At 57.7% G+C, this 26,752-nt stretch carries 30 protein-coding genes; 12 read left to right on the top strand and 18 right to left on the bottom strand.

What is annotated here, in order from left to right:
* Positions 1-8: 8 nt before the first annotated feature.
* Genes KI792_01570 through KI792_01560 form a run of 3 tightly spaced genes read right to left on the bottom strand, consistent with a single transcriptional unit; the run spans position 9 to position 2,128 of the window.
* On the bottom strand, positions 9-689 hold the full coding sequence (locus tag KI792_01570; protein ID MBV6631702.1) for a hypothetical protein: 681 nt from the start codon (positions 687-689) through the stop codon (positions 9-11).
* Positions 680-1,348, bottom strand: a complete 669-nt coding sequence (locus KI792_01565; GenBank protein ID MBV6631701.1) for a hypothetical protein — start codon at positions 1,346-1,348, stop codon at positions 680-682. The genes KI792_01570 and KI792_01565 overlap by 10 nt, the downstream gene beginning before the upstream one ends.
* A 42-nt stretch (positions 1,349-1,390) precedes the next feature.
* Positions 1,391-2,128 (bottom strand): hypothetical protein, encoded by a 738-nt coding sequence (locus KI792_01560; protein MBV6631700.1) that lies wholly within the window; start codon positions 2,126-2,128, stop codon positions 1,391-1,393.
* A 269-nt stretch (positions 2,129-2,397) separates the two neighbouring features.
* Here KI792_01560 and KI792_01555 point away from each other — a divergent pair, with 269 nt between their 5' ends.
* The 4 genes from KI792_01555 (at position 2,398) to KI792_01540 (ending at position 5,720) form a co-directional block, all read left to right on the top strand.
* Positions 2,398-3,234 carry an ATP-binding cassette domain-containing protein gene (locus tag KI792_01555; protein ID MBV6631699.1) on the top strand — a complete coding sequence of 279 codons (837 nt, stop codon included), beginning with the start codon at positions 2,398-2,400 and terminating at the stop codon, positions 3,232-3,234.
* A gap of 64 nt (positions 3,235-3,298) precedes the next feature.
* Complete coding sequence (locus KI792_01550) at positions 3,299-4,105, top strand: ABC transporter substrate-binding protein (GenBank protein ID MBV6631698.1); 807 nt, start codon at positions 3,299-3,301, stop codon at positions 4,103-4,105.
* 83 nt (positions 4,106-4,188) lie between these two features.
* Positions 4,189-4,911, top strand: a complete 723-nt coding sequence (locus KI792_01545) for an ABC transporter permease subunit (protein ID MBV6631697.1) — start codon at positions 4,189-4,191, stop codon at positions 4,909-4,911.
* A gap of 17 nt (positions 4,912-4,928) precedes the next feature.
* Positions 4,929-5,720 (top strand): ABC transporter permease, encoded by a 792-nt coding sequence (locus KI792_01540; GenBank protein ID MBV6631696.1) that lies wholly within the window; start codon positions 4,929-4,931, stop codon positions 5,718-5,720.
* A gap of 11 nt (positions 5,721-5,731) precedes the next feature.
* On the opposite strand, the gene KI792_01535 is transcribed toward KI792_01540, so the two are convergent.
* From KI792_01535 to KI792_01520, 4 genes are all read right to left on the bottom strand, one after another.
* Entirely contained in the window at positions 5,732-6,229 is a 498-nt protein-coding gene (locus KI792_01535) for a hypothetical protein (GenBank protein MBV6631695.1), read from the bottom strand.
* Positions 6,230-6,285: 56 nt separating this feature from the next.
* Complete coding sequence (locus KI792_01530) at positions 6,286-6,816, bottom strand: response regulator (protein ID MBV6631694.1); 531 nt, start codon at positions 6,814-6,816, stop codon at positions 6,286-6,288.
* Between the two features lie 265 nt (positions 6,817-7,081).
* Entirely contained in the window at positions 7,082-7,657 is a 576-nt protein-coding gene (locus KI792_01525; protein ID MBV6631693.1) for a hypothetical protein, read from the bottom strand.
* Between the two features lie 244 nt (positions 7,658-7,901).
* On the bottom strand, positions 7,902-8,420 hold the full coding sequence (locus KI792_01520; GenBank protein ID MBV6631692.1) for a response regulator: 519 nt from the start codon (positions 8,418-8,420) through the stop codon (positions 7,902-7,904).
* A 270-nt stretch (positions 8,421-8,690) separates the two neighbouring features.
* Between KI792_01520 and KI792_01515 the strand changes: the two genes are divergently transcribed.
* Both KI792_01515 and folD read left to right on the top strand, forming a co-directional pair.
* Positions 8,691-8,975, top strand: coding sequence for a YggT family protein (locus KI792_01515; GenBank protein ID MBV6631691.1), 285 nt, complete (start codon positions 8,691-8,693; stop codon positions 8,973-8,975).
* Between the two features lie 43 nt (positions 8,976-9,018).
* Entirely contained in the window at positions 9,019-9,930 is a 912-nt protein-coding gene (gene folD, locus KI792_01510) for a bifunctional methylenetetrahydrofolate dehydrogenase/methenyltetrahydrofolate cyclohydrolase FolD (protein MBV6631690.1), read from the top strand.
* Here folD and KI792_01505 read toward each other — a convergent pair.
* The 4 genes from KI792_01505 to KI792_01490 all read right to left on the bottom strand — a co-directional run bounded on the left by KI792_01505 (position 9,927) and on the right by KI792_01490 (position 12,865).
* Complete coding sequence (locus KI792_01505) at positions 9,927-10,199, bottom strand: DUF3253 domain-containing protein (GenBank protein MBV6631689.1); 273 nt, start codon at positions 10,197-10,199, stop codon at positions 9,927-9,929. The genes folD and KI792_01505 overlap by 4 nt on opposite strands.
* A gap of 9 nt (positions 10,200-10,208) precedes the next feature.
* Positions 10,209-10,790 carry a hypothetical protein gene (locus KI792_01500; protein MBV6631688.1) on the bottom strand — a complete coding sequence of 194 codons (582 nt, stop codon included), beginning with the start codon at positions 10,788-10,790 and terminating at the stop codon, positions 10,209-10,211.
* A 55-nt stretch (positions 10,791-10,845) separates the two neighbouring features.
* Positions 10,846-11,403 carry a response regulator gene (locus KI792_01495; protein MBV6631687.1) on the bottom strand — a complete coding sequence of 186 codons (558 nt, stop codon included), beginning with the start codon at positions 11,401-11,403 and terminating at the stop codon, positions 10,846-10,848.
* A 241-nt stretch (positions 11,404-11,644) separates the two neighbouring features.
* Complete coding sequence (locus KI792_01490; protein ID MBV6631686.1) at positions 11,645-12,865, bottom strand: argininosuccinate synthase; 1,221 nt, start codon at positions 12,863-12,865, stop codon at positions 11,645-11,647.
* Between the two features lie 250 nt (positions 12,866-13,115).
* Between KI792_01490 and KI792_01485 the strand changes: the two genes are divergently transcribed.
* Complete coding sequence (locus tag KI792_01485; GenBank protein ID MBV6631685.1) at positions 13,116-15,209, top strand: M10 family metallopeptidase C-terminal domain-containing protein; 2,094 nt, start codon at positions 13,116-13,118, stop codon at positions 15,207-15,209.
* A 16-nt stretch (positions 15,210-15,225) separates the two neighbouring features.
* Here KI792_01485 and rlmN read toward each other — a convergent pair whose 3' ends face one another.
* Positions 15,226-16,392 carry a 23S rRNA (adenine(2503)-C(2))-methyltransferase RlmN gene (rlmN, locus tag KI792_01480; GenBank protein MBV6631684.1) on the bottom strand — a complete coding sequence of 389 codons (1,167 nt, stop codon included), beginning with the start codon at positions 16,390-16,392 and terminating at the stop codon, positions 15,226-15,228.
* A gap of 150 nt (positions 16,393-16,542) precedes the next feature.
* Positions 16,543-17,076 carry a hypothetical protein gene (locus KI792_01475; GenBank protein ID MBV6631683.1) on the bottom strand — a complete coding sequence of 178 codons (534 nt, stop codon included), beginning with the start codon at positions 17,074-17,076 and terminating at the stop codon, positions 16,543-16,545.
* Positions 17,077-17,407: 331 nt separating this feature from the next.
* Here KI792_01475 and KI792_01470 point away from each other — a divergent pair, with 331 nt between their 5' ends.
* On the top strand, positions 17,408-17,992 hold the full coding sequence (locus KI792_01470) for a sigma-70 family RNA polymerase sigma factor (GenBank protein MBV6631682.1): 585 nt from the start codon (positions 17,408-17,410) through the stop codon (positions 17,990-17,992).
* A gap of 88 nt (positions 17,993-18,080) precedes the next feature.
* Entirely contained in the window at positions 18,081-18,779 is a 699-nt protein-coding gene (locus KI792_01465; protein ID MBV6631681.1) for a ChrR family anti-sigma-E factor, read from the top strand.
* A 24-nt stretch (positions 18,780-18,803) separates the two neighbouring features.
* On the opposite strand, the gene KI792_01460 is transcribed toward KI792_01465, so the two are convergent.
* Both KI792_01460 and KI792_01455 read right to left on the bottom strand, forming a co-directional pair.
* Entirely contained in the window at positions 18,804-19,337 is a 534-nt protein-coding gene (locus KI792_01460) for an RNA methyltransferase (protein ID MBV6631680.1), read from the bottom strand.
* Positions 19,338-19,342: 5 nt separating this feature from the next.
* Positions 19,343-20,878, bottom strand: coding sequence for a hypothetical protein (locus KI792_01455; GenBank protein MBV6631679.1), 1,536 nt, complete (start codon positions 20,876-20,878; stop codon positions 19,343-19,345).
* Between the two features lie 481 nt (positions 20,879-21,359).
* Between KI792_01455 and KI792_01450 the strand changes: the two genes are divergently transcribed.
* Together KI792_01450 and KI792_01445 are read left to right on the top strand one after the other, a co-directional pair.
* Positions 21,360-21,899: a tryptophan-rich sensory protein gene (locus KI792_01450; protein ID MBV6631678.1), complete on the top strand. Its 540-nt coding sequence runs from the start codon at positions 21,360-21,362 to the stop codon at positions 21,897-21,899.
* A gap of 117 nt (positions 21,900-22,016) precedes the next feature.
* Positions 22,017-22,841 carry an SDR family oxidoreductase gene (locus KI792_01445; protein MBV6631677.1) on the top strand — a complete coding sequence of 275 codons (825 nt, stop codon included), beginning with the start codon at positions 22,017-22,019 and terminating at the stop codon, positions 22,839-22,841.
* A 9-nt stretch (positions 22,842-22,850) separates the two neighbouring features.
* On the opposite strand, the gene KI792_01440 is transcribed toward KI792_01445, so the two are convergent.
* Entirely contained in the window at positions 22,851-23,495 is a 645-nt protein-coding gene (locus KI792_01440) for a hypothetical protein (GenBank protein ID MBV6631676.1), read from the bottom strand.
* A 93-nt stretch (positions 23,496-23,588) separates the two neighbouring features.
* Between KI792_01440 and KI792_01435 the strand changes: the two genes are divergently transcribed.
* Positions 23,589-24,371: an SDR family NAD(P)-dependent oxidoreductase gene (locus KI792_01435; protein ID MBV6631675.1), complete on the top strand. Its 783-nt coding sequence runs from the start codon at positions 23,589-23,591 to the stop codon at positions 24,369-24,371.
* Here the strand turns inward: KI792_01435 and KI792_01430 are convergent.
* Positions 24,368-25,540 carry a hypothetical protein gene (locus KI792_01430; GenBank protein ID MBV6631674.1) on the bottom strand — a complete coding sequence of 391 codons (1,173 nt, stop codon included), beginning with the start codon at positions 25,538-25,540 and terminating at the stop codon, positions 24,368-24,370. The genes KI792_01435 and KI792_01430 overlap by 4 nt on opposite strands.
* 349 nt (positions 25,541-25,889) lie before the next feature.
* Positions 25,890-26,534 (bottom strand): CoA transferase subunit B, encoded by a 645-nt coding sequence (locus KI792_01425; GenBank protein MBV6631673.1) that lies wholly within the window; start codon positions 26,532-26,534, stop codon positions 25,890-25,892.
* Between the last annotated feature and the right edge of the window lie 218 nt (positions 26,535-26,752).

The following is a 26,752-nucleotide window of genomic DNA, read 5'->3' as shown; positions in this document are numbered from 1 at the left end:
GGGATAACCTAGCTGCAAGCCCGGCTAAGACGAGCATACTCAGCTGGGTTATCAATCGCCTGCTGGGCCCGGTCTCTAGCTTGCGCAAACTCTTCCATGGCCGCATCAACCGTACGCCCCACTTCAGCCGAAAGCTCCTGCTGTACTTGTGATGCTAGTGAGACAGGTACGGGACCGGTTGCCCCCATCTCTAGCAGGGCAAGCCCTAGCTCTGTCTCAATGCGGCTCTGATAGGTTTCAAGCAGACGACGATCGGCGGCCACATGGCGCTGCTCATGCTCTAACAAAGTTCGATACCGGCAACTGCCACGCTGCAGCTCGCGGGCGATATAGATCACAGGTTCGAGCGAGATATTGATCGTTAAGCCACGAACCCAAAGGCATGTGTCACCGGAGAAGAAGTTTACTGAGTTGCCAAACTCAATCTGACTGGCAAGCCGGATATCACCCACCGACAGACCGCCAACCTGGTGCCCCTCGGTCAGGCCCAGCCGAGTGTTGTTAGGTATACGGGTTAGCTGGTCAAAGCTTCGCGTCGTGTTGGTATGGGTTGGTGCGATGTCTAGCAACACCCGTGCCTGGGGCACACCATCCATCAAGCAGCTGGCCTGGGCTTGGCTGGGCGCCATTACACCGATTGCTGCCAAGGCCATCGCAGCGATTGTGATCCCAAACATTCTCAAGGACATTGGCGCGCCACCCTCTCATACTCTTCCGGCGTATCGATGGCACTTTGCTGGCGATCACGCTCTGCTTCCACCTGATCCATCACCCGATCGAGCGGTGCCACAACCCGCCGTTGAATGTCATCCCTGGCCCGGGCCAGATCAGTTGCCCTTACCCGCATCGGCTGAGCCACCTTATCGAGACCGGCCTTTGCCGCATCTCGTAAACTAGGCACCCAATCACGTAGAATTCTGAGGTCGGTTGTCAGGTGCTTATATTCATGTTGTAGGGCAGCCTGATACTCGCAACTGCCTCTGGGCTTAGTCCGAGAGATGTAAATCACCGGCTTATAAACCAAAGACAGCTCAAGCACTTGAACACCAAGACAGGCCATTGATGAATCCGACCGTGTGGCCTGCAGCATCTTAATCTCACTGCGCAGGCGAAGTTCGCCATGGTGCAGGCCGCCAATCACGGCATGCTGGTTATCGGCGGGGCTGCTGCCGTAATGGCCATGGGCGCGGTTGTGTTGATCATACAGGCCCCGCAGCTGCTCTGGCCCCGCATTTTCGATGATCTGTACGTCTTGGCTATCGATGGCGAGAGTGTAGGTTGCCGCCGGCGTTTCAGGGCAGGTGAATGTTCCCTGCGCTTTTGCCTGGGCGCCCGGGACCATGACCATGCCAATTGTCAAAAGACCTAAACCGGCGATCCACGCAGTCACTCAGCCATCCTCACCAACTGCGTCGATCAGGCTTTGGAGGTCGGGGGCCTGGTGAACATAGCCACCACCCTCGCGACACGCCGTAAGCGTCTCGAGGTTCTCGATCGCGTTGTCATGGGCCGCGTGAAGCTCTTGCTGTTGGATGTTTAGCCGGTTGATCTCAGCTTGAACGGCGGCGGTGATGGCATCGCCAATTGGCTTGCCCTGTTGGCGTGCAGCCTCAGGCGGCATGGGGCCAACAACCCCAATCTCATCAACCTTAGCCATTGCCGTACGCTGTACGCTTGAAAGCTCTTGAAGCACAACCTGCTGGCTTTGCTGATAGTGCTCTAACTCATGTTCTGCGATGGCATCATGCATGCAACTGCCCGGTTGATACATCGCGTTAACGTACAGCGTACCCTGCAGGATCAAATCAACCTCAACCCGGGATGCCCAGATGCAGGCGCCCTCACCCTTTCGGGCATCAGCGCCACCAAACTGAACCCGGGTATCCGCCGTCAGCTCAACCGTCATCATACCGCCCAGCGCCGCCTGGGTGCCGGTCACCGGTGCCGTAATCTGGCTTTGTGCCACCTGGGCCAGCGCGGCGGAGGGTTTGGTGAAGTCGCTTTGCATTGGGCGCTCAAGCGGGCGCACAATCACCACCGGGTCAACCGGTGGCAATGGGCACGCCTGACCAGATAGGGCGAGACCAACACCGGTCGCCATCTGGCTTAACCATTCAAATGCCGACATGCCCTGTTCCCGCGTCGCGTCACAACTTAAGTGCCAAGATTATGCCTGTACCGTCATGATGGGGTCAAAGCCCCTAATCGCTGCAAGACGCGTCGATCGCTGGGTGAGGCCGCCTCGCACCTGCAAAAAGTGCTTTGCAGCCCTACGTTTTCCACTTAGCCTGCTCGCGCTGTAACGAAAGCGTCATCCGGTCCAAAGCGCAAAGCCCAAGGCCTGATGAAAGACGAGCTGAGCCACATCAGCCACGGCAATCGAATATAAGGACAGGCATGTCGACAACGACAGCGGCCGTAAGATCAGATGGTGATCAGGATGGTGCGGCAACCGGCACCAACCCATCAACCAACCCCGCCCTCGAAATCCACGACCTTCATAAGCGCTTTGGCGATCTTCACGTCTTGAATGGCGTGTCGATGAATGCTGCGGATGGGGATGTAATCTCAATCATTGGGTCCAGCGGCTCTGGTAAGTCGACCATGCTGCGCTGTGTGAACCTGCTGGAAACCCCGGATCAGGGCGTGATTAAGATCGCAGGCGAGCAAATCCGCATGCGCGCGCGCCGCGACGGCACCGCCGAGCCCGCTGACCGCCGACAAGTCGATCGCATTCGCGCCAGCCTCGGCATGGTGTTCCAGGGCTTTAACCTATGGAGCCATATGACCGCGCTTGAGAATGTGACCGAAGCACCAATCCAGGTGCTTGGCCGGTCTAAGCGCGAGGTCACCGAGGAAGCGCGTGAGCTGCTTGAGAAGGTTGGCGTTGGCCCCAAGGCCGATGCCTATCCGTCTGAACTTTCCGGTGGCCAGCAACAGCGCGTTGCCATTGCCCGTGCCCTTGCCATGCGGCCTAAGGTGATGCTGTTCGATGAGCCCACCTCCGCCCTGGACCCTGAGTTGGTCGGCGAGGTGCTGCGGGTCATGCGCGCCCTGGCCGAGGAAGGCATGACCATGCTGATCGTCACCCATGAGATGGGCTTCGCCCGTGAGGTCTCGTCAGAGGTCGTCTTCCTGCACGAAGGTCAGGTCGAGGAGCGTGGCTCACCACAAAAAGTCTTTGAGCGCGCCGATAGTGAGCGTTGCCGTCAGTTCCTGGCCAGTCAGCTGTAATCAAGCAGCCCTGGCCGGAGGTCTTCATCTCTTTAATCGAACCGATAACAAGGAGCTTTGTTCGATGAAAAAATTTCTCACCATTGCCGTGGCCGGTGTGACCGCCGCCGTCATGGCATTCTCCATGGCTGGCGATGCCGCCGCCCGTGACAAAATCCGGATCGCCACTGAGGGCGCCTACCCTCCATTCAACATGAAGGACACGGCCGGCAACCTCATCGGTTTCGATGTTGAGATCGCCAATGCGATGTGCCGCTATCTCAAGGTTGAGTGTGAGATTGTTGCCCAGGATTGGGATGGCATTATCCCGGCCCTGCTCGCCAACAAATACGATGCGATCATCGCCTCCATGTCGATCACGGAAGAGCGTAAGAAGCGCGTTGCCTTCACCGACAAGTACTACCAGACCCCAGCCCGTTTCGTAGTTGAAGACGGTGCCATCGCAGACTTTGACCTGGACGGTATGAAGGCCGCCATGGACGGTAAAGTTGTGGGCGTTCAGTCCTCAACCATTCACGCCAATTTCCTCGAGGATAACCTCGATGGCGTGGTTGAGATCCGCTACTACGACACCCAAGAGCAGGCCAATCTGGACCTCGCCGCCGGTCGTGTCGACGCCCTGCTGGCTGACAGCATCGTCCTGGATGAGAGCTTCCTCAAAACCCCCGATGGCGAAGGCTATGGCATGGTTGGCCCAGCCCTGGACGGTAAAGTCTGGGCCGGTTTCGGCGAAGGTGTTGGTGTTGCCATCCGTAAGGAAGACCAGGACTTGGTCGATATGTTCAACCGCGCCATCAAAGGCATCCGGGAGAATGGCGAATACCTGACCATTCAGAGCAAGTATTTCGACTTTGACATCTATGGCGGCTAATCACCGCTAACACGGGATTGCGGGGCCTGGATCAAGTGACCAGCGCCCCGCTTCTCTTTGGGCCTTAAGGGAAGAACCAACCGATGGAAGAGACACTCGCACTCTTCGCGATAGGGGATACAGGCTGGGGCGATGAGCTCTTACGCGGTCTGCAGATGACCGTGATGCTGGCCCTCGTCTCCTATGCCATTGGCTTCCTCATCGGCCTGCTTGGCGCCGCCGCTAAGCTTTCAAAATACGCGGCCCTTCGTGGTGCAGCTGAGGGTTACACCACGATCATTCGCGGCGTTCCCGAAATCCTAATTGTCTTTCTGATCTTCTTTGGTGGCAGCATTGCCCTGCAGAACATCCTGCAGTTGATCGGCTACACCGAGTATATCGAGATCAACCAATTTGCCGCTGGCGTGGTGGCGCTGGCCACCGTCTCTGGCGCCTACCAAACCGAGGTTTTGCGCGCCGGCATCCTCGCCGTGCCCAAGGGGCAGATTGAGGCCGCGCGCGCCGTTGGCATGCCGGGCCTCCTCCTCTTCCGGCGCATCATGCTGCCCCAGGTGCTGCGCTATGCCCTGCCGGCCCTCGGCAACCTCTGGCTCGTCATGCTGAAAGACACGGCGATCATTTCGGTTGTTGGCCTGGAAGAGCTGATCCGCGCCACGGATGTCGCCGGTCGTTCAAGCCGCATGCCGTTCACCTTCTTCATGGCTGCTGCCCTGCTCTACCTGGCACTAACCGCCGTCTCCATGGCCGGTATCCAGCTGCTTGAGCGGTTCACCATGCGGGGCGTCCGCCCCATGGCTAAATCGTGAGTGGGGGAGGACGGTAGATGGAAACCCTTCACTCAATCCTCGACTTCCTGCTCGGTTGGGCTCTCGATGTTGAGCTGATCATTGAGGCGGTGCCAAAGCTGGCTGGTGGCCTGGTCACCACCGCACAGCTGATGGGTGCCAGCCTGGCCATTGGCATGGTCCTGGCCCTGTTGCTTGCGGGGATGAGGCTGTCTGGCAAGGCCTGGCTCAATGGCCCAGCCTATGCCTATGTCTTCTTCTTCCGTGGTACGCCGCTCTTAGTACAGATCTTCCTGATCTATTACGGCCTCGCCCAGTTTGATGCGATCCGGCAGAGCGATATCCTATGGCCGATCTTCCGTGAGCCATTCTACTGCGCGGTCTTTGCCCTCTCGCTAAACACTGCCGCCTATACGGCAGAGATCATCCGGGGTGGCATCATGGCGGTACCACCGAATGAGGTTGAGGCCGCCCGGGCTATTGGCATGTCGCGGGGCAAAGTCTTGCGGCGGATTATGATCCCCCACGCTATGCGGGTCTCAATCCCAGCTTATGCGAATGAGGTGATCTTGCTGCTGAAGGGCAGCGCGCTCGTCTCCGCCATCACAATCCTAGATATCGCCGGGGAGGCGCAGCGCCTCTATGCGCGCACCTATGCGCCGTTTGAACCGTTGATTGCGGCGGGCCTGTTCTACCTGGCCATGACCTACGGCATTACCAAACTAGCCAAATTTATTGAGTTCATGACGACACCCGCGGGCAAGCGCTGGTGGCGCGGCCTGTTCCAGCACGGCGGTGCCGATACGGGTACTGAACTGAAGGCGGGCTAATCGCCAGGCACTTAGTCCTGCTTGAACTTCTCGATCGCGATATCGAGGCCTTTTTTGAGCTGCTGACCAACGGGTCCGCCCTCACCACGCATATTGTGGCTGAGCACGGCGCTCATGGCATCCACATGGGCCTGAACAACCGCTAAACGCTTTGTGCTCAGATCACTCATCCCATCGGTGAATTTGAAGAGCCCATCACCAAAATGGGACAGTAAGGGGAAATTGAAGGTCGCGGCTTCACCCTTAACCTCACGCGCGGTCATGGCAATCTCTTGGATTAGGGCGGGTGTCACCTCGCCACCGGCAGCCTTCTTAACCAGCTCACGCAGCTGCTGAATATCTTCACGCACCTTGGCCAGATAGTCCTCACCACGAGAGGCGACAGCCTTCTCGGTGCGTTCAATCACCTTGGCGCTGAACTTGGCATTGCCGCCACCGCCAACCTTATTCTTTAGCCTGTTTGACGGCTTGATGATCTCAACATCATCGCCGCTCCCGCCATTGCTCATACCGGGCCTTCCTTCCCGGGCCATCCGCCGTTTTTGCGCTTATTCATGGCCATTCATTAAGTTCCTCGAACACGCCGGTCAGGACCAGAGAAGTTGGCGCTGCGTCGCCGCCGGTCGGGGCCGAAATAGTCACCTGATTTAACGAACGCCCGGGGACGCTCAATAATACTCGTTAGACGTGAGACGAGCTGCTTTACCGAAACCGGTTTGGTCAAAAACTCACTCACCCCAGCGTCGCGCGCCGTGATCACCCAGTCGAGGGTTGAATAGGCGGAAACCATAATGAACGGCATGAACCGGATCTCTGGGTTTGGGTGGCTGCGCACCCATTGCAACAACCGGAGGCCGTCCATTGGCTCCATCGCCCAGTCCGAAAACACCGCATCAAACAGCTTATCATCACCGCCTTGTTCATCATCGACGGTCAGATTGATCTCGTTGATTGCCTGCTGTCCGTCCTCAACACCGATCACATGCTTGCAGCCGAGCTCTTCAAAAATCTGGCTCATCAAATCCCGCATGAACTCACTGTCATCGACAACAAGTACGCGCAGCCCGGTTAGGTCATATTCACCGGTATCATGCATGGGACAGGATCATCTTCAGCATATGTCAGACGTTACCACTCGCCGGACTTAGGTTTAGTCGCCTTGCTGAAACGGTCACCAAGACGGAACAATCGCAAAATATCATCCCTTAGTGATAACCGAAAACACCCGTGTTCAGCCGGTTAGAACCATCACGCGAAGCTCAGCGCATATCAGCCGATGCATTGATCACACAGTGCACAAAGGCTCGGGCGCACCAGAAATCTGCCTTCACCTGTAAACAAACCGAAAAATGGGGGGCCATTTAGCCCTCGGCGGCGACCCGTTGGATTGCCGCGCGCAGGGTGTTTGACAACTCTTCACCAAGATCGCCGCCGCTGCCGCGAATGTCCTGGGTGACAACGATTTCGATCGCGTCGATATGGGCCTTAATCAAATCCATATGCCGGTCGGAAATGGCATTCATGCGGCGGGTCAGCTCATAAAGGCTGTCACCAAACCGGGTTAGAAGATGGAAGTTGAAGGTGCCAGCCTGCCCCTTCATCTCACGGCCAAGGCGGCTCAAATTGTCCAAGTATTGGGTGGGCGATTGCCGGTCACGTCGCAGCTGATGATAAGTGGCTTGCAAGGTGGCGAGGTCGCGGCGCGCCTGCTCAAGATAGCGGTCGGAATGTGCCTCAACGGATTTCTCAGCCCGGGCTATGGCAGCGGGGCTGATGAAGCCCGACCCACGTTCGGAGCCGCCTAATCGCACTTTCAAGGAATTCGGGCGCTTTATGACCTGGGCGCCGCTCAGCTTATGAATGACAGAATTCGCAGGCAGCTCTGTCGCGCCTAGGGCGGCGACACCAATACGGTCGTAGCCGGTTATATCAACCATAGTAAGCGTGACCCCCCGATCACCCGCTAAAACCGCCAGGCCCCAACCCGGCGTACCCCACATATTGCCCCTTAAACCCAACAAGAGCGTCCGGTTAGGAACAACATTATTAAAAGTTAACATAAAATTGCGCCTAATACCGCTCGAAATCTTACTATCAGTCAGCGCAGGGCCAAAGTCGGCCATCAGCGATGCCGCCCGAATGCTGTCTGATGATGAATTTTCCCGGTGATGGACAGGCCGATTAACGGGCCTTGCGGCGCTCCTGGCCACTGAAGTCGATCTTCTGGCGGCGACGGTCTGGGCCGAAATAATCACCGGTTCTGATAAAGGGCCGTGGACGCTCAATCACGTTGAGCAGGCGCCGGGCAACCGCCTGGGCAGAGACGGGCTTGGTCAGAAATTCGGTCGCCCCCCAATCGCGGGCCTCGCAGACCCAGTCAGCGGAGGAATAGGCCGTCAACATGATGAAGGGCATGAACTGAATGCCCTCATTATCGTGAGAACGAACCCATTTGAGCAGGTCGAGCCCACTCATTGGCTTCATCGCCCAATCTGAGATAATCACGTCATAGCTGGAGTTACTATCGATGCCATTATTGGTCGACAGCATCAGCTCAGACATGGCGTCCTCACCATTCGGCGTGGTTGTGATGTTCCCAACTTCCAGGCTTTCCAGAAGTGTGGTCATCAACTCCCGCATAAACGGGCTGTCTTCCACCAAAAGGATAGAGAGCGGTCGCAGATCGTAGACAACATCCATAACCTTAACCCAACATGGCACGCCCTTACGGGTCGCCTCTCCAATGCCTGATCCCAGAAAACGACATAACGCCGACATAAGGGATGTAGCAACATTTGGCCGTTATCACCAGATGATCAAGCTGGTTTGCTTGCCTCAAACCAGTGAGCAGCTTAGGTTGCGACCCGACGTCAAACCGCTTGGCTCCCTGCAAGTTCCGCACCGAAACGCCGCTTTAAGGCTGGGATGTTACTGGGGAACCAAGCCAATAACCTGTGATCCGTTGCGACCATGAGCGATCCATTTCTCTGGCTAATCCTGACCGTTATCGGGGTTTATAAATTCATCGTGTTCGTGGCGGTGGTTGTGCAGTTGCTGGTCCAGTTTGATGTGATCAATACGAGCAATCGCTTTGTCTACCTGATCTATGATTTCCTGCGCCGCGCCACTGAGCCAGCGTTCAGCAAAATTCGACAGTACCTGCCAAGCCTTGGCGGTATTGACCTATCACCGTTGGTCTTGCTGATCGGCCTTGAGTTTCTCGGTCGGTTGATCGACTATTATTGGCCGCTGTAAACCAACCCAAAGCCCCTACCTGCCGCTTTTTTAAGAGCCTGCGATTATGAGCAAGATCATCGATGGCAAGGCCATCGCCGCCGATGTGCGTGGTGCCGTTGCGACCGCCGTTGCCACCCTGACAGCGGCCGGTGGACCCAAGCCTGGCCTCGCGGTTGTTCTGGTCGGCGAGAACCCTGCCAGCCAAGTCTATGTCCGCAGCAAGGGCAAGGCGACGGTCGAGGCAGGCATGGAAAGCATCGAGCACCGTCTAGCCGATGATGTGCCTGAGGCTGAGCTACTAGCCCTTATCGAAACGCTAAACCAATCTGAGACGGTGCATGGCATTTTGGTTCAGCTGCCACTGCCAAAGCATATTGATGAGGCAAAGGTTATTGCCGCCATCAGCCCGGCCAAGGATGTGGATGGGTTCCACGTCAGCAATGTTGGCGCCCTAGCTATCGGACAGCCTGTCTTGGTGCCTTGCACCCCGCTTGGGTCGCTACACCTTATCCGCGGTGTCCATGGGCATGACCTAAGCGGCCTCAACGCCGTTGTCCTTGGCCGCTCAAACATTGTTGGTAAGCCGATGGGGCAGTTACTGCTCGGTGCCAATGCGACCGTTACCACCGCGCACTCGCGCACCGCTGATCTGCCCGGCCTTTGCCGCGAGGCAGATATCCTGGTCGCCGCCGTGGGCCGCCCAGAGATGGTTCAGGGTGATTGGGTGAAGCCGGGCGCCACGGTGATCGATGTCGGCATCAACCGACTAGACCCAACCGATAGCCACCCCAAGGGGAAGTTGGTTGGTGACGTCCATTATGCGTCAGCTGCCGAGGTAGCGGGTGCCATCACCCCGGTACCGGGTGGCGTTGGCCCGATGACCATTGCCTGCCTGCTGGTGAACACCGTCATGGCCTATTGCAAACAGCGTTGTGACACCCTGCCGGAAACCCTGACTAGCTTTGCCAGCTAAGCATCGGGCATTGCTGTTGGGCCGCCAAGACGTATTGGCCCCTTAAGCTCCAGACTTGGATCTTGGACAACACCACCTTGCCGGATGGTGATTAAACCATTGCTGGCAAGCTCAGTTGCGACGGCGCGGATATCGCCCATCAGATCGCGCCATGTATCGGGGGCCAGGGCTCGTGCAACTTCTGAGGGGCAAAGGGTCTTATCGGGCCCACGCCTATGGACTGCCTCGATAATGGCAGTGGCAATGACGTCCCGGTTTAGATCAGTCAAGGTAGTGGGTTAGCGGCGATCGCCGCCCTCAGCGGCTTTCCCACCAGCGGCAGCCTCGCGCTCTTGCTGTTCGCGCAGCTGGGCACGGCGATCAACCACCGGCGGCACGCAGGTATCGGCGGTCGCCTTCAACCCGCGAAGCAGGGCACGACCGGCGGAGCCGCCATCACCGCGAATTTTCTGCTTATAGACCAGGAACAGCGCATCACAATGCGCCTCAATGGTCGGGATAAACTTCGCATGATCTGGTGGCGCATGCTCTAAAACACGGCCTAGAGAGCCGCTGATAAAGGACATGACCTCGTAATTGAAGATGCCGGCCTGGCCTTCCATATCGTGGACGAGGCGAAGCAAGGGTGGGCCCCATTCATCATGGGGGCCGGTGGTGACCTGAACGGCCAACTCACGGAGGCGATCAATATCGGCCTGCAGGCGGCCATCATATTCCTCAGCCATCACAGCGATGCGCTGTTCGGCCTCTTCAATAGCCTCTTTAGGCGAAATGCCCTCTTCCTGGCTCGCCTTGTTCTTCAGGTTGTTGCGAATTTCGATGATGCGAAACGGTGCACCAGCGTTGTTTTCTTCTGCCATTCCTAAATTCGCCACAGAGGTTGGTTGGCATACACCAACGCTTAATCAGGCAGCCTTAACGGCGCCCTTTGAAAATTGCTTCAATCTCTTCTTGGGTGAGCCCGACACCCTTTGAATCAACCGCATTTGGTATGCCGCGCTTCTCCACACCGTGGAAATCAGCACTGACCCGCCGCCGTCGATCTGGCCCGAAATAGGTACCAGCCTGAATAAACGGTCGCTGGTGCTCAATCACGTGCACGACACGATCATATATCACAGCAGGGGCCACCGGCTTCACCAGAAACTCCGTCGCACCCGCATCCCGTGCCTTCAAGACTGAATGCATATCGGCATGGCCGGTGACAAAAATAATCGGCAGATAGCGGTTTGGAAGATCCGGATTGTTTCGAATGGTCCGGGTCAGCTCATAGCCGTCGATCGGCTCGATCATGCTGTCACAGATCAAGACATCGACATCCATCTCATCAAAGGCTTTAAGGGCGGCCTCGCCGCTCTCCACCGTCTTGATGTTGACCACGCCAAAGGCCAGCAGCATCTCATTTAAGATATGCCGCATGAATTGGCTCTGGTCTGCGACCACAACCGATACTTTGCCTAGGTCATAGGCCATTCTTGATCCAACACTCTCCGTAGTAACCAAACAGTGCCGCAGGAAATCGGCTGGTTACTTCGTCTTGTTTAGCTGGCAGCGCCCGAACTGGATACCCCCGGATAACCCAGTATTGTGAATTTCATAAAATTCTATGCCGGTCAAAGGCAAGAGCCTTGCGAAATGCAATAGTTGAGCGGCTGTGGCGACAGAATAACAACCGCTCGGCTAACCCTGATACCGGCATTTTCAGAAAAACTGATTAACTGCCCTCTTGCTGACGCTGCCGCAGCTTAAGCCGCAAGGCGTTCAGCTTGATGAAACCAGCTGCGTCGACCTGGTCATAAACCGCATCTTCTTCAAACGTCACATGCTCAAGGCTGTAGAGGCTGTAAGGCGACTTCCGACCCACGATTGAGGTGGAGCCTTTGAACAGCTTAACCCGAACGGTGCCGGTCACATGTTCTTGGGTTTGATCGATCAGCGCCTGTAGGGCCTCACGCTCTGGGGAGAACCAGAAGCCATTGTAAATCAGGCTGGCATAGCGCGGCATGACCTCATCTTTGAGGTGCCCGGCCTCACGGTCCAGGGTCAGGCTCTCAATCCCACGGCGGGCCACGGACAACAGGGTACCACCAGGGGTCTCATAGATGCCGCGGCTCTTCATGCCCACGAACCGGTTCTCAACCAAATCAAGGCGGCCAATGCCGTGGCGGCCCGCCAGCTCGTTCAACTTGGTCAGCATCGCGGCGGGACCCAAGGCCTCACCATTGATGGCAACGGGATCACCGCGCTCAAAGTCGATCTCGATAAACTCTGGCGTGTCCGGTGCCTTCTCAGGTGCCACGGAGCGGGTGAACATGTCGTCCTCAGGCGCAACCCAGGGATCCTCGAGCGCCTTACCTTCATAGGAGATATGGAGCAGGTTGGCGTCGGTGGAGTATGGCGGCTCACCCCGCTTGTCTTTAGCGATTGGGATCTGGTGCTTCTCGGCATAGTCGAGCAGCTTGGTCCGGGAACTTAGATCCCAGTCACGCCATGGCGCGATAACCTTGATGTCAGGCTTCAGCGCGTAATACCCAAGTTCAAAGCGGACCTGGTCATTACCCTTACCGGTCGCACCATGGGCGACGGCATCGGCACCAACCTGGCGCGCAATCTCAATCTGCCGCTTAGCGATCAGGGGCCGTGCGATTGAGGTACCCAATAGATAGGTGCCTTCATAAAGCGCATTGGCACGGAACATTGGGAACACGAAGTCGCGAACAAACTCTTCGCGCAGATCATCGATGAAGATCTCTTTGACCCCCATCATCTCTGCCTTCTTACGGGCTGGCTCAACCTCCTCACCCTGGCCGAGATCGGCGGTAAAGGTCACCACCTCGCAGGCATAGGTCTCTTGCAACCAACGGAGAATGACAGAGGTATCGAGGCCGCCTGAATAGGCGAGCACGATTTTTTTGATCGGGCTATCGCTAGACATAAGTTTGCCGGATTGAAGAACGGACCCGCAGAACGCGGAAAAGCGCCAGAACGTTAGGGGGTAAGGCGCCGCAAATCAACAGCGCAGCCACCGGTCAGACCACCTATGTAGCCGATGCAATTGCCACAGCGGCGAATCAATGCAACGCCCGATTCGATGGCTGTTTTGCTGAACTCCCCGCAGGCAGTATCGTTTTACTAGCGAATGAACCGCATCGCGCCCAGTTGTTAACCGCCCTTGGAACAGAACCATGTCGCTGACCCAGGATAGCTTTCCAGATACCGCGAACATCATCATCGGTACCGAGGGTATCGATGCCATTGAAGGCACGGCAGGCGCTGACGGTATCTTGGCCCTTAACGGCGCAGACGTGGTTGAGGCCGGGGATGGCGCGGACAGTGTGGATGGCGGTTTGGTTGGCGACCGGATCAACGGTAATGCTGGCAACGACCTACTCTACGGTAATGTTGGTGCCGATACCCTCGATGGTGGCGACGGCAATGATCGGCTGCGCGGCGGTGACGATTTTGACCGACTTTTGGGCGGGCAAGGGGCTGATACGGCCTTTGGCGATGACGGCTTTGACACCATCTATGGCAACCAGGCCAGCGACCTACTGAATGGTGGAACTGGTAACGACCTACTCTATGGCGGTCAGGATGCCGACCGCCTCGAAGGCGGCGATGGCGATGACCGCCTCTATGGCAATTTCGGCAATGACACGCTGGTCAGCGGGGCTGGCGCTGACACCCTGTTTGGCGGACGGGATGATGATGTGTTCATCCCGAGCACCGGTGCGGATGTCTTGCTTGGCGGCTCTGGCTTCGACACGGCTGATTACTCAAGCCTCACCGGCACGCTAGAGGTTTTCCTGTTTGACGGGACCATCCGCTTCAACACCGGCCTCGCCATCGTCAATCACAGCTTCACGAGCCTTGAGAATATTGTCGCCACCACCGGGAACGATAATCTGGTGGGCGCCTCCACCTCCAACGTGCTGACGGCGGGTGCCGGCAATGACCGCTTGGATGGGTTGCAGAATGCTGACTTCCTTGATGGCGGTGATGGCGATGACACCATCATCGGCCGTGCCGATAACGACACCATCATCGGTGGTGCGGGCACAGACATCGTCGATTTCACTGTCCTTGGCGCCGCAAACCTTATCGTTGAGTTTGAGACCAGTGCCGTCAGCTTGCTGGTTGATGGCGTGGTTCAGAACCGCGGTCAGATTTCTGGCATTGAGAACCTGGTCGGCACAGCCGGTGCAGATACCCTTGCCGGGGACAGTCAGGACAACCTGTTCTTCGGCCAGGATGGCGATGACCACTTCATTGCGACCCGGGGCAATGACGTCATGGTCGGCGGTGCAGGCACGGACAGCATCGACTTCACCTTTATCGGCCTCGCCCTGACCATCAATCTCGACCCAGTGGCAGGGGCCACGGTCACGTTTACCGACGAGAGCAGCGTTACCAGCACCACATCACTGAGTGAGATTGAGGTCCTGATCGCCGGCGGTCTTAACGACACGATCACCGGCGCAACGCTGAACGAAAACATACGGGGCGCCTTCGGCGACGACGTGATCTCAACTTCTGCTGGCAATGATCTGGCCTATGGCAACCAGGGCGCGGATACGATTGATCTCGGCTTCGATAACGACACCGGCTTTGGTGGTAAGGACGCAGATCTGGTGATCGGCGGCAGCGGCGATGACGTGCTGTATGGCAACCTCGCCAACGACACCCTAATCGGCGGCAGCGGTGATGACGCCCTATTTGGCGGTAAGGGTGATGATCTTCTGCAGCCAGAAACCGGCAGTGACACCCTGAATGGCGGCCTGGGCGACGACACTGTCGACTTCAACGGGTTTGAAAGCGCATTGGACATTGATTTGGTGGCCAGCACGGCGACCTTCACCAACTTCCAGGGTGAGGAGCAGGTCCTTGCCCTAACCAGTATTGAGAATGCTTTTGGCGGCGATGCCGATGATCAGATCGTGGCTGGCAATGGCAACAACACAATCTCAGGCGGGGCAGGGATTGACCGTCTAACCGGTGGCTTTGGCGCGGACACCTTCCGCTTCGGCCGGGGTGATGGCGATGACATCATTCTCGACTTCGCCGGGGGCGAGGATCAGCTGCTGATCGATGTCGAACTTGGCGTCACATCATTTGAGGATGTGTTGGCGCTGGCGACCGAAAATGCGTCTGGTGATTTGCAGTTCGTGTTCAACCCGCCGGGCGCGATGACAACGGAATCAATCACCCTGGTTGGCACACCGTCCAGCGCAGCGGCGACGCTGCAGATCCTGTTCTTCGACAGTGATCCGACCAACTAACTCAGTTGATGCTTAACTAGTCTGCCGGTTCAGCCTTGGCCCGGTTGGCCGCGATGGCGCGCAGCTTGTCCGCCGCACGCTGGCGCTGGCTGGCGGATTTAAGCTGACCACAGGCGGCCAGGATATCTTGACCACGGGTCGCGCGGACTGGCGCCGGATAGCCAGCCTGAACCACGATATCGCCAAAGGCGGTGATGGCCTTAGGCGTTGAGCACTCATACGGCGCGCCAGGCCACGGGTTGAACGGGATCAGATTGACCTTCGCCGGAATACCGCGCAGCAGGCGGACCAACTGACGGGCATCGGCCGGGGTATCGTTCACCCCTTTCAGCATCACATATTCAAAGGTGATACGGCGCGAATTGCTGACGCCGGGGTACTCACGGCAGGCACGCATCAGCTCTTTAATCGGATACTTCCGATTGATCGGCATGATGTTATCGCGCAGCTCGTCAGTAACAGCATGCAGCGAGATGGCGAGGTTCACATTCAGCTCGTCACCACAGCGACGGATCAACGGCACCACACCAGAGGTCGAGAGGGTAATGCGACGCTTGGACCAACCAATACCATCGGCATCCATCACAATGCGCATGGCATCAGCCACATTGTCATAATTGAACAGCGGCTCGCCCATACCCATCAGGACGATATTCGTGAGGCGCCGGTCTTCTTTCCCCGATGGCCAATCATTCAACGCATCGCGGGCAACTAGCACCTGGGCCACAATCTCGGCCGGGCCGAGATTCCGAACCAGCGGCTGGGTGCCGGTATGGCAGAACTTACAGGTAAGCGTGCAGCCAACCTGGGAAGAGACGCAAAGCGTGCCGCGATCATCCTCAGGGATGAACACGGTCTCAACCTCTTGCCCATCAGCCATACGCAGCAGCCATTTACGGGTGCCGTCCGTGCTCTCCTGATCCTCAATGATCTCAGGCCGGGCAAGGGTGAACATGTCCGGAAGCTTGGCGCGCAGGTCCTTAGCTAGGTTGGACATGTCGGCAAAGTCAGTAACGCCGCGCTGATAGACCCATTTCCAGATTTGATCAGCCCGGAAACCCTGAATACCCAGCGCCTTCATCTCGGCGCGCAGCTCATCCCGGGATGGCCCGATTAGCGGGCGCAATCCGTCGGCGCCCGCAGCTGGGGCGGCAAAGGCTTCGGCGTGGGCGTCGGCACCCATGGGTCTGGCTCTCAACTCTGTTTACAGATCGGGCATATGAAAAACGCCGGTGCGACAGCTCCGGCGTTTGTTCTATGCGATGCCCAGACATTGCCCGAGCAACATGAATTTGTCGAGTGGCTTAGAAAGGCAGCTGCCTCGCGCCAAGCGTTACGGCGTGACGCCGCAGGCCTTGCTGATGGCCTCATATGCGGCGGAGGAGCCGGACAGGCTATAGGTGTCGGTGGTCAGCGTGCCCCGGCTAGAGGTGCCGCGCACAACCATGCGATTGCCCTTGCGGATTGAGCTAACCAGCGATTGGTCCGTCTCGGTATCACGGGTCCAGGCGGTGTCGCCCTGGGTGAACAGATCGAAGCTGCTGCTACCAACCTGGACGGACACATCAGAGCCAGCCTGGTGGGTATAGCCTGCGATAAAGCTGGCCACATCAAAGCTACGGTCGTCTGGGCGATGAGTCACCAGCGCGTAGATTTCGCCGCGGCGGGTGTAGTTACCCTCATCCTTAATCGGACGGGACGCCATGTAGCAGACCTTACCGCTGTTATCTTGGAACTCATAAGCGCTCCAATCACGGAAGGTACCAATCAGGCGTGGTTCAGCGGCGCGCGCGTCGACCGGGCCACCGGCCTGCCAGATTGCGAAAACAGAGGTCAGGGCCAGGAGAGAAAACAACAGATTACGCATGGGGGCCATACTTCATCAGAGATAAAAGGTGGGACGGTGTAATGTCCGACAAATGCCGAAAACCACCGTGGACGCCAAGGTTGTCCTAACCAAGATCGCGGTTTGCCGCAACCATTGGCAAGGGCAATTTAGCGCCCGTTCTTCTGGGATAACGGAAATCCCAGGCAAAAAGTAGCCTCAAATACGGCCATGGCGTGATCCAAACTGCGGGTTTGCGCGAAAAAGGCATATGACTGTGGTGCAACCCATCCAATCTCGGACCGGCAAACCGGCTTCAGAAAGTGCTAATATGCCTCTTGTAAAAGGGGCTTCCGCACTTTTGAATGGCCGCATGCCAGACAGTGCATCCTTTGGACCGACCGGCGAGCCGCGCTTTGATCTGATGATCACAGCAATTGCGGAACGAACGGATCGGGACGCTTTCGCCGCCCTCTTTGAGCACTTTGCGCCCCGCGTGAAGGCTTATTTGCTGCGACTCGGCATGGCCAACGCAGCGGCTGAGGATTTGGCACAGGAAGTACTGTTAACCGTGTGGCACAAGGCAGCGACTTACGATCCGTCGCAGGCTGGTGCCAGTACCTGGATCTTCACCATCGCCCGGAACAAGCGCATTGATGTGCTGCGTCGGGAGAACAGGCCGGCATTGGACCCCAATGATCCTGCCTTGGTGCAAGAACCAGATGCCTTAGCTGATGAGGTGGTTTCGGCCTCCGACCAGGCTAAGCACATCCGTGCCGCGATTGCTGAGCTGCCCGCAGAGCAAGCTGAGCTGGTCCGCCTCGCCTTCTATCATGATCATGCCCATGGCGTGATTGCCGAGAAGACGGGTCTACCGCTCGGGACGGTCAAGTCGCGTTTGCGCTTGGCCTTGATCAAGTTGCGAAGGGCGCTAAACGATGACGACCAACCGGAATAATTGGCAAGAGGCCGGCTATTCTACCGACGGTTGCAAATCACACTCTGATTTGCCCGCCGGTCTTGGTGCCGGACAGCAAATAAGGGTAATGTCAGCAGAGGACGAAAACCGGCTGGGCGAGATGGTACATCACCACCCTGACGATTTACTGCTGATGGATTATGCGAGCGGCGCGCTTGGCGAGGCGGAGAGCCTAGTCATTGCGACCCATGCTGCGCTCTGCCCGCTATGCCGTCGTAAAATTGCAGAATATGAAGCCGTTGGCGGTGCCGCCTTGGGCGAGTTGGATGCTGCCGAAATGGCTGATGATGCCCTCGCTGGCGTTATGGCCCGGCTGGACCAGTCGCTTGAGAAGCCGGTTGAGCAAGCCGTGGCCAGTGCCCATGCAGATGGCGGCGATATGACGGTGCCACAGCCACTGCGTGGCTACCTCAACGCGGCACTTGAAGACCTACCCTGGACGAATGTCCTACGCGGTCTGGACGAAGTTACCCTGCAGGTTGGTAGCAACGATATGGTGCGCACCAAAATGATGCGCATCCAGCCCGGTGCCGCCATGCCCCAGCATACCCATGAGGGTGCGGAGCTGACGCTCGTCCTGAAAGGTGCCTTCGCGGATGAGCGCGGGCATTTCCAGCGCGGTGATCTTGCCTTCACTGACAGTGATGTCGAGCATAAGCCGATCGCCGATGATCATGAGGTTTGTTACTGCCTCGCGGTCACCACGGCACCGCTGCGCCTCACCGGTCCAATTGGCCGGTTGATCAACCCGTTCATTCGGTACTGAGCTTAAGCTGAAAATTGAGCCACATTACTGGCGGTTGGATCGAATGATCTGACCGCCATGTTTGTGTTTGGTAAGCACCTCGGTCGGCCCACCCGCGCGGACCGGCCGCTCTGCAAAGCGGCCCATGGAGATCATCCGGTCATACATCACAATGGCACCCGCCACGCCGACATTGACGCAGAAGCTCATCGGGATCTGCACGAGGAAATCGCACCGCTCCTGCATCTCCGGCGATAACTCCCCACGCTCTGGGCCCAAAACATATGCAGCCCGGGTTGGGTGGCGGAAGCTAGGCAGCGGGATTGATGCGTCCACCAGCTCAATCCCAACCAATTGCGCACCCTTAGGCAGCTCTAGCGCTGCTGGCGTTTGGTATTGGTAGAACGGCAGATGCTCAAACGCATCGGAGGTATCGGAGGACCGGACCTCGCCAAAATCCACCACTGGGGCGATCGCGAAGAACGAACTCGCGCCAAAGGAATGGGCCGTACGGATGAGGTTGCCAGCATTGCCGGGCTTACTCATCCCCTCAACGCCAACTGAGAAGAAACCACGCATAGATTTTAGGCCGAGATGATAGCTGCCACTTGGTCGAAGGTAGTGGCATCGACACCGGCCAGGATCAAGGTGCTGCCGTCACTAATCTGAACCAGGGTATTGGCGCCCGATGCCTGAACCGTGAAGGCACCAGTGTTTAAGACCACCCGGTCACCGGCGAGGAAGTTGAAGTCGTTGACCGTGTCCACACCCTGCCCGGCACCAAAGTGGAAGAAGTCAGCACCGCTGCCGCCAATTAGGACGTCATCGCCCTTATTGCCGAACAGGGCATCATTATCGAGGTTGCCACGAAGGGTATCGTTACCCGCACCGCCAAAGATGCGGTCATCCCCCTTGCCACCAAACACCACATCATCGGCAAGGTTGCCGTAGATGTTATCGGCCTCGAAATTGCCGTAGATGATGTCGATATCCCGGCCGCCAAAGATCGTATCTTCATCCCGGCCACCGAATACGGTATCCGCGCCCACATTGCCGTAGATGAGATCCTGACCGGTATTGCCATAGATCAGGTCATCACCGCCCAGGCCACGCACCACGTCATTCCCGGCCAGCGCCGTCATAATCTCGCTGGCGTCGGTCATCTGCACCGCATCTGATCCATTCGTCCCGGTGATGGTTTGCACCACTGGTGGCACGGGATCGGCGGTTAGCTGTGCATCGATACCAGCGTAATCGCCATCATCACGCACCATAAGCACGGCAGTGTTGGCATCACCCACCAGGGCCAAGTCCACCTTCCGGTTGGTTGATCCAAGATCAATCGTGGTTGAGATGGGGGCCGCCAGAACGCCGCCACTGAACGTCACCGTCACCGGGCCGCTAACACCCGGGTCAATCTGATAACCACCGCTGGCCCAGCTTGCCGTGGCCTGACCATTCACGGTGACGGTAATCCCGGCCAGCCCCTCACCCGCATCGTATTGGCCATCGCCATCATTGTCGTCGAAGGCGACACCAAGCACGAACGGGCCCACATCGGGGGTACGGATAAAATTCTGGGTCGTCGAAATCTCATTCGCTTGCGACAGCCCAACGGCAAACCCAGCCATATTAAAATCGCCATTGGTCATGCTGTTTAGGTGACCAGCTGGTTGCTGAATACCGGTTGAGGTAAAGCCCCAATCGATCACATAGGCAGCGTGGGAGTGGCTGACACTCTCACCGAACAGAAAGACATTCTCAGCGACGAAATTGACGAACTCGGGGGTCGTTGCCTGTACCCGGTCGAGGAGCCCCGCCTCACCTGGCAGCTGATGGCTCTGATCATTATTGGTGATCATCAGGTTGTTGTGGATGGTCGCCGCATCAGCGGTACCACTGTTCCAGGCCAGCGCCTGCACCTGGCTCAAACCTGCGAAGTTGGCCTGCAGCGCATTAGTGTCCACACCAAAGAAACTGACCGCCTGCTGCACCAGCGGGTCGACGGCCTGCAACGGGTCCAGGCTTAAGAAAAGCCGACCAAGCTCACCCGCCGGATCGACCCGAATACGGTTCGCCAACTCAAGTAGTTCTTGTTCTTGTGCGGAGGGTAGCGCCATGGGTTTTAGTCCAATCCTGCGGTCATCAATGCTGTCCTTATGCCATGGATGCCAACACAACGAAACCTTGCCCCTAGGCGCACCGCGGCGTTGGGCCGGTGGAACGCCGGTTAGGCACTTTCTTAATTATGGCTTATCAAGAATATACAACACGAGCTTTGTCGCTCGCCCAACCGAAGCCGGGCACCGCGACAAGGGGGTCTGAGCCAAGGCATTTTCCCACGCGGGTAGGCCGATAACGGTCACACCACGTTTGCGGGCACAGACTGGGGCAAGGGCCGAACGATCATGGCGCTGGTGCTACGAGGATCCCAATTAACCCGACCACGCCATGATCGTTCGCTTCTTCCAAAAGCAAATCAGCACCAACGCATAAGCCAGACAAATCAACGCGATATTTGCATCGCGCGGGACCTTTAACGCTGCTAGAGATAACGGGTCAGGGAAACCACCTGGCCAATGATAAGGGCTAAAAGCAGCAATGATCGCCATCCCAAAGCAAGCAATCGCCGACGAACTTGTTTCACAATTAGAGACGACAGTTTGGCGCCCCAACCGCCTCTGGTTGGTTGCGATGATTGTGCTCTCGGTCGGGGTGAATGGCGCCCTATCCCGGGTTGCCCGCTTAGGCCTTGCGGATTGGTATCAAGCGCTCGCTAAGCCCAGCTTTGTGCCACCTGACTGGGCCTTCGCCGTTGCCTGGACCAGCCTTTACGCCCTGATGGCGGTATCACTCTGGTTCTATTGGCGGGCAACGGCGGACCGTCCCGCCGCCTGGCGGGGTGGCACCACCCTCTTCGCGGTTCAGTACCTCACCTGCTCTGCCTGGCCATTCATGTTCTTTGGACTGCAGTCCACCCTGCTCGGCTTTGTTGGCACGCTTGTCTTAGTGCCGATGATCATTGCGACGATCATTCTATTTGGCCGCTATAGCCGCCCAGCCGCCCTCGCGCTTGTCCCCTATCTGCTGTGGTCCACGCTTGCGATCGCCATGTCCTATCAGGTCTGGCAGCTGAACTAGCAAAGGCGCTGGACGCTGATGGTTGGGGCGTGCCAAGCTCCAGCCAAGCAACAACAACGCCTGGACCAATTGGCACAATCAAGCCACCCGCCAGGCCATCTGACATGAGGAAATCCCATGACCGGTTCGACCACCGCGCAGTTCGACTTTTCCGGTGCCAAGGTCTTTGTCTTTGGCGGTACCAGCGGCATCAATCTCGGCATTGCCGAGGCGTTCGCCAGCCGTGGTGCGATTATGGGCGTCGCCTCACGCAGCCCTGAGAAAGTGGAGGCCGCTGCGGAAAGCCTGACCAAGCTGGGCGCCAAAGCATCCGAGGGCTACCCGCTAGATGTTCGGGATCACGAGGCCGTGGCCAAGGCCGCCGCTGATTTCGCGGCAAAGCACGGCACCATCGATGTGCTGGTTTCTGGTGCTGCTGGCAACTTCCCTGCACCGGCCGCCGCGATGAGCCCGAATGGCTTCAAATCTGTCGTGGATATCGACCTGCTTGGCACCTTCCACGTGATGAAAGGTGTCTTTGAACACCTTACCCAGCCGGGGGCGAGCATCATCAACATCTCCGCCCCGCAGGCGATGATCCCGATGGCGTTCCAGGCCCATGTCTGCGCGGCGAAAGCCGGTGTCGACATGATCACCCAAACCCTGGCTATTGAATGGGGGCCGCTGGGCATTCGGGTGAACTCGGTTATTCCAGGCCCGATTGATGGCACCGAGGGGATGAAGCGCCTCGCGCCAACCGAAGAGATCCGCAAGGCCGTGCTGAAATCGGTTCCCGCCCGGCGCATGGGCTCACCCGATGATGTGGCCCAGCTTTGCTTGTTCCTTGGCTCCGATGCAGCCGCTTATGTGAATGGTGCGATCATTCCCGCCGATGGCGGCTGGGCGGCCAATGGCGCCCGCATCGATTTTGAAGCCTTGATGAAGGCCGCTGGCGGCGCTTAAGGCTGCTTGCTACTGCGAGCCTTCGGGCACTGGCTCAGGTGGTGCGATATCGCTTGGCGGCTCTGGATACAGCTTGAAGCGATAGCGGACGGTGCCGCTAGAGGCGCCGCGCGCCTCAAACAAGTTATCTCGAACCTGGAAGATTACCCGGCAGCGCCTGGAAACATCCTGCGAAGCTGGTGCCCGGCAGATGCCCGCCCGCCCGCTCGGCGTACCTGCAATAAGGAAATGCCCGGTTTGGTCGCGGCTGTTGCCATCGGCGTAGCTTAAGCGACCGCTCGGCTCCCCCTCCTCACCTGCCGCCTCATCAAAGGCGTACTCCATCCGGTATACCTCGCCATCCTCACCAAAGTCGCGACTAGCGGCATTGATGATCAGGCCAACTTCAACCCGACCAGTAAACAACTCGGTCAAGGTATCGATGCTCAGCGGGCGGCCGCTAAGCGGTTGGGAAGTCCGGGGTATCTGACGGGATGCTGCGGGTATGTCGACAATCACCCGCCCGGTCGAGGCAAGGGCGCCAGTATTCAACTCATTGGCACGCACATCACAGGCAGGCAGCGCGATCAGCAGCGCCAAGGCCGAGGCGAAACCAGCGCAAGACATCATCCGATAGGCTTGCCGCATACTGATCCATCCCTCGTTAAGCGTCATCAACCCAATCTGATCAGCATCATGGGTTGGCCGATCCCGCTGCGCAACTATTTCAATTCAGTACGAAAAATCCGTGAATTCGAATGATGCATCATGACGGTTACCCATCATGACCAACTACAAAGCTTCACCGGCCTGAACTCATTTGGCGAAAGCATCCGTGTTGCCGTCTTTGGCGCCAGCGGTGGCATCGGCAATGGTTTTGTCGAACACCTGGCCAGCGATCCATCGGTCAGTGAGGTGTTTGCTTTCTCACGAAGCGGTACGGCAGCCACGAATAGCAAGGTCACCACCGGCCTGTTTGATCTGACGGACGAGGCGAGCATCGCAGATGCTGCCAAGATGATTGGGGATGGTGGCGCGCTAACCCTCGTGATCTGTGCCGTTGGCATGCTGCATGACCAGGATGGTGCCGTGGCCCCGGAGAAGAGCTGGCGCGATCTAAGCGCCGATGGTCTCGCCCGCGCCTATCAGATCAATGCACTTGGCCCGGCCCTGCTGATGAAGCATCTGCTGCCACTTCTACCGCGCGACGGTAAGGCTGGTTTTGCCGCCCTATCGGCCCGGGTCGGCAGCGTGTCGGATAATCGGATCGGCGGTTGGTACGGATACCGGGCCGCGAAGGCAGCACTAAATCAACACATCAGATGCGCTGCCATCGAACTGGCGCGTAAGCATAAGCAGGCCTTCTGCATCGGCCTACACCCGGGCACCGTTGATACTGGCCTGTCGGCACCGTTCCAGAAGGGCGTGCCGAACGGCAAGCTGTTCACACCAGAGCAGTCCACCGGTGCCATGCTAACCGTAGTTGATCAGCTAACGGCGGAGGATAGCGGAAAACTATTCGGCTATGATGGCGAAGAGATTGCGCCCTAAATCGATACACTGAGGACGTAGTCTTCCGAGAACTCGTAGACACCAACCAGGATCACCTGGGCCCCGGTATCGATCTGCTGCACCAAGGTGCCATCAATGCTAGGCGCGTACTTCAACCCGCCTGCCACAACAATCCGGTCACCATCAAGTGGTTTGAAGTCGAAGATGACGCTGGTTTCGGCCTCACCATTAATGACGAAAAGGTCGGAGCCATCGCCACCATAGAGGCCATCACTACCGCGATTGCCGAACAGGATGTCATCGCCCGGACCACCGTAGAGGAAGTCTGAGCCACGGCCGCCATAGAGCGTATCGGACAGGGCCCCGCCATAAAGCGCGTCGGTCCCCAAATTGCCGTAGAGCACATCGGCACCTTCACCGCCGAACACCATATCGCGGTCCTTACCGCCATAGGCCACATCATCATCACGGCCACCGTACAGGGTATCGCGCCCCTGATTGCCATAGAGAATGTCGGCGCCACGGTCGCCGGTGATCACGTCGTCGCCAAGCAGTCCACGAACCTCATCATCGCCACGAAGGGCGACGATCTCATCACTCGCGAGGCGCCCAACCAGCACATCATCCTCGTTACTCGCGACCGGCAATGGCTCGTCAGAGCCACCATCGGTCAGCTCACTGGTGTCGATGGAGGCCCGCTCCAAAAGCTCAAGCAAGAAGGAGCCGGAGGTACCTGACTCGCCAAGGCCTGCCAGCTCTAAGCTACCGGCCAAGGCACGAGCGCCCTGGGTCAGGGCGAGGCTGGTAGAAAAGGTGATGACGTAAGGCTCAGCATCGTAGGTATCGATACCGCGATCACCGCTAGGCACATCGGTGATGACTAGGAACAGTTCCTCATCCCGGCCACTGATCTCAACCTCAACCGCGCGCTCCTGGGTACCGGCTTCGATCCGCTGGACAACTTCGGTTACGCCGTTCTCATCGCGGGACACCAATTCGATGTCCATCTCACGCAAGCGGCCACCAACGAAGATGCTGTCTTCAACCCCACGCGGAATGAAGCCCAGGGCGTAGATGTCCCGGTCAACCAGCTCATCGGTTGGGGTGCCAACAATATTGAGGAAGCCGTATTGGGGCGAGCCCATCAAAGGGGCGGTATTGAAGTCATTGGCGAGGTCGAAATCGACCAGCGGGGTATCTTGGGCCATGGTGCAGCGCCGGAAAAACTTTGGGGATTACAGTTTATCCGGCCCAAACTCCCACGCACAAACTCAGCGCCCAATTGTGCTAGTTGCGGCGTGATCTCAAACAACCCCAAACGGCCTGGTATCCGTTCGGTTGGCGAGGTGCTCACCATCGCCAAGCCAAAAACCCCTTAGCGTAAACCATTGGAAACAGACGCCAATTCAATGAGTGGCCCAGCGCAAATGCGAAACCAGTACGATTGAATGTTGACGCATTGACCAAAGACGCCAAAGCGTCACGGCGGCTTATCGTAAGCTCAAAGGTAAAGCCAAAGGCGTTGATTTGGCCCAAACCAGCCTTTGGATTCGGCGCTTAGCTCAGGCTGCCACCAACGGTGAACTCTGCCTCGGTGCGGGTGCGGATTTCGTCGACGGTGACGTCCGGTGCGATCTCAATCAGGGTTAGGCCCTTCTCATCAATCGTGAAGACGCCAAGGTCGGTGATGATCAGATCAACCACGCCCTGACCAGTGAGCGGTAGGTCGCACTCTTTCAAGAGCTTGGCCGAACCGTCTTTAGCGTTATGATCCATGACGACCACCACACGCTTAACGCCAGCAACCAAATCCATGGCGCCGCCCATACCTTTGACCATCTTGCCCGGGATCATCCAGTTGGCGATGTCACCATTACCGGCAACCTGCATGGCACCAAGGATAGACAGATCAATGTGGCCACCGCGGATCATGCCAAAGGAGGTGGCGCTATCGAAATAGCTGCTCTCTGGCAGTTCGGTGATCGTTTGCTTACCAGCGTTGATTAGGTCTGGGTCAACCTCATCCTCATAGGGGAATGGGCCCATGCCCAGCATGCCATTTTCAGACTGCAGCGCGACCGTGATGCCATCAGGGATGAAGTTTGCAACCAGGGTTGGGATGCCAATGCCCAGATTGACGTAGAAGCCGTCTTCCAGCTCTTGCGCGGCGCGTTCAGCGATTTGATCACGAGTCCAGGGCATGGGGGTAATCCTTATGGTTGCGTTGCAGCAATTTATGTCCTGGCATGCCGTTTAAGGGGCTGTGCGCCCGCTGTCAAATCCCGGAAGCGCATTAATTCAATCAAGCGATCAGCACCCGGATGAAACTGATTGCGGCCATCACATGGGAAGACCAATGTTTGGCACTTTCTGCCGGTTGTTAGATACCCAAATCACGTCAACAAGGCAGACGAGTAGCA

The organism is Alphaproteobacteria bacterium SS10 (assembly GCA_019192455.1).
In the GTDB taxonomy this organism is placed as follows: Bacteria; Pseudomonadota; Alphaproteobacteria; order TMED2; family TMED2; genus TMED2.
This window is presented reverse-complemented; position numbering and strand designations above follow the sequence as displayed.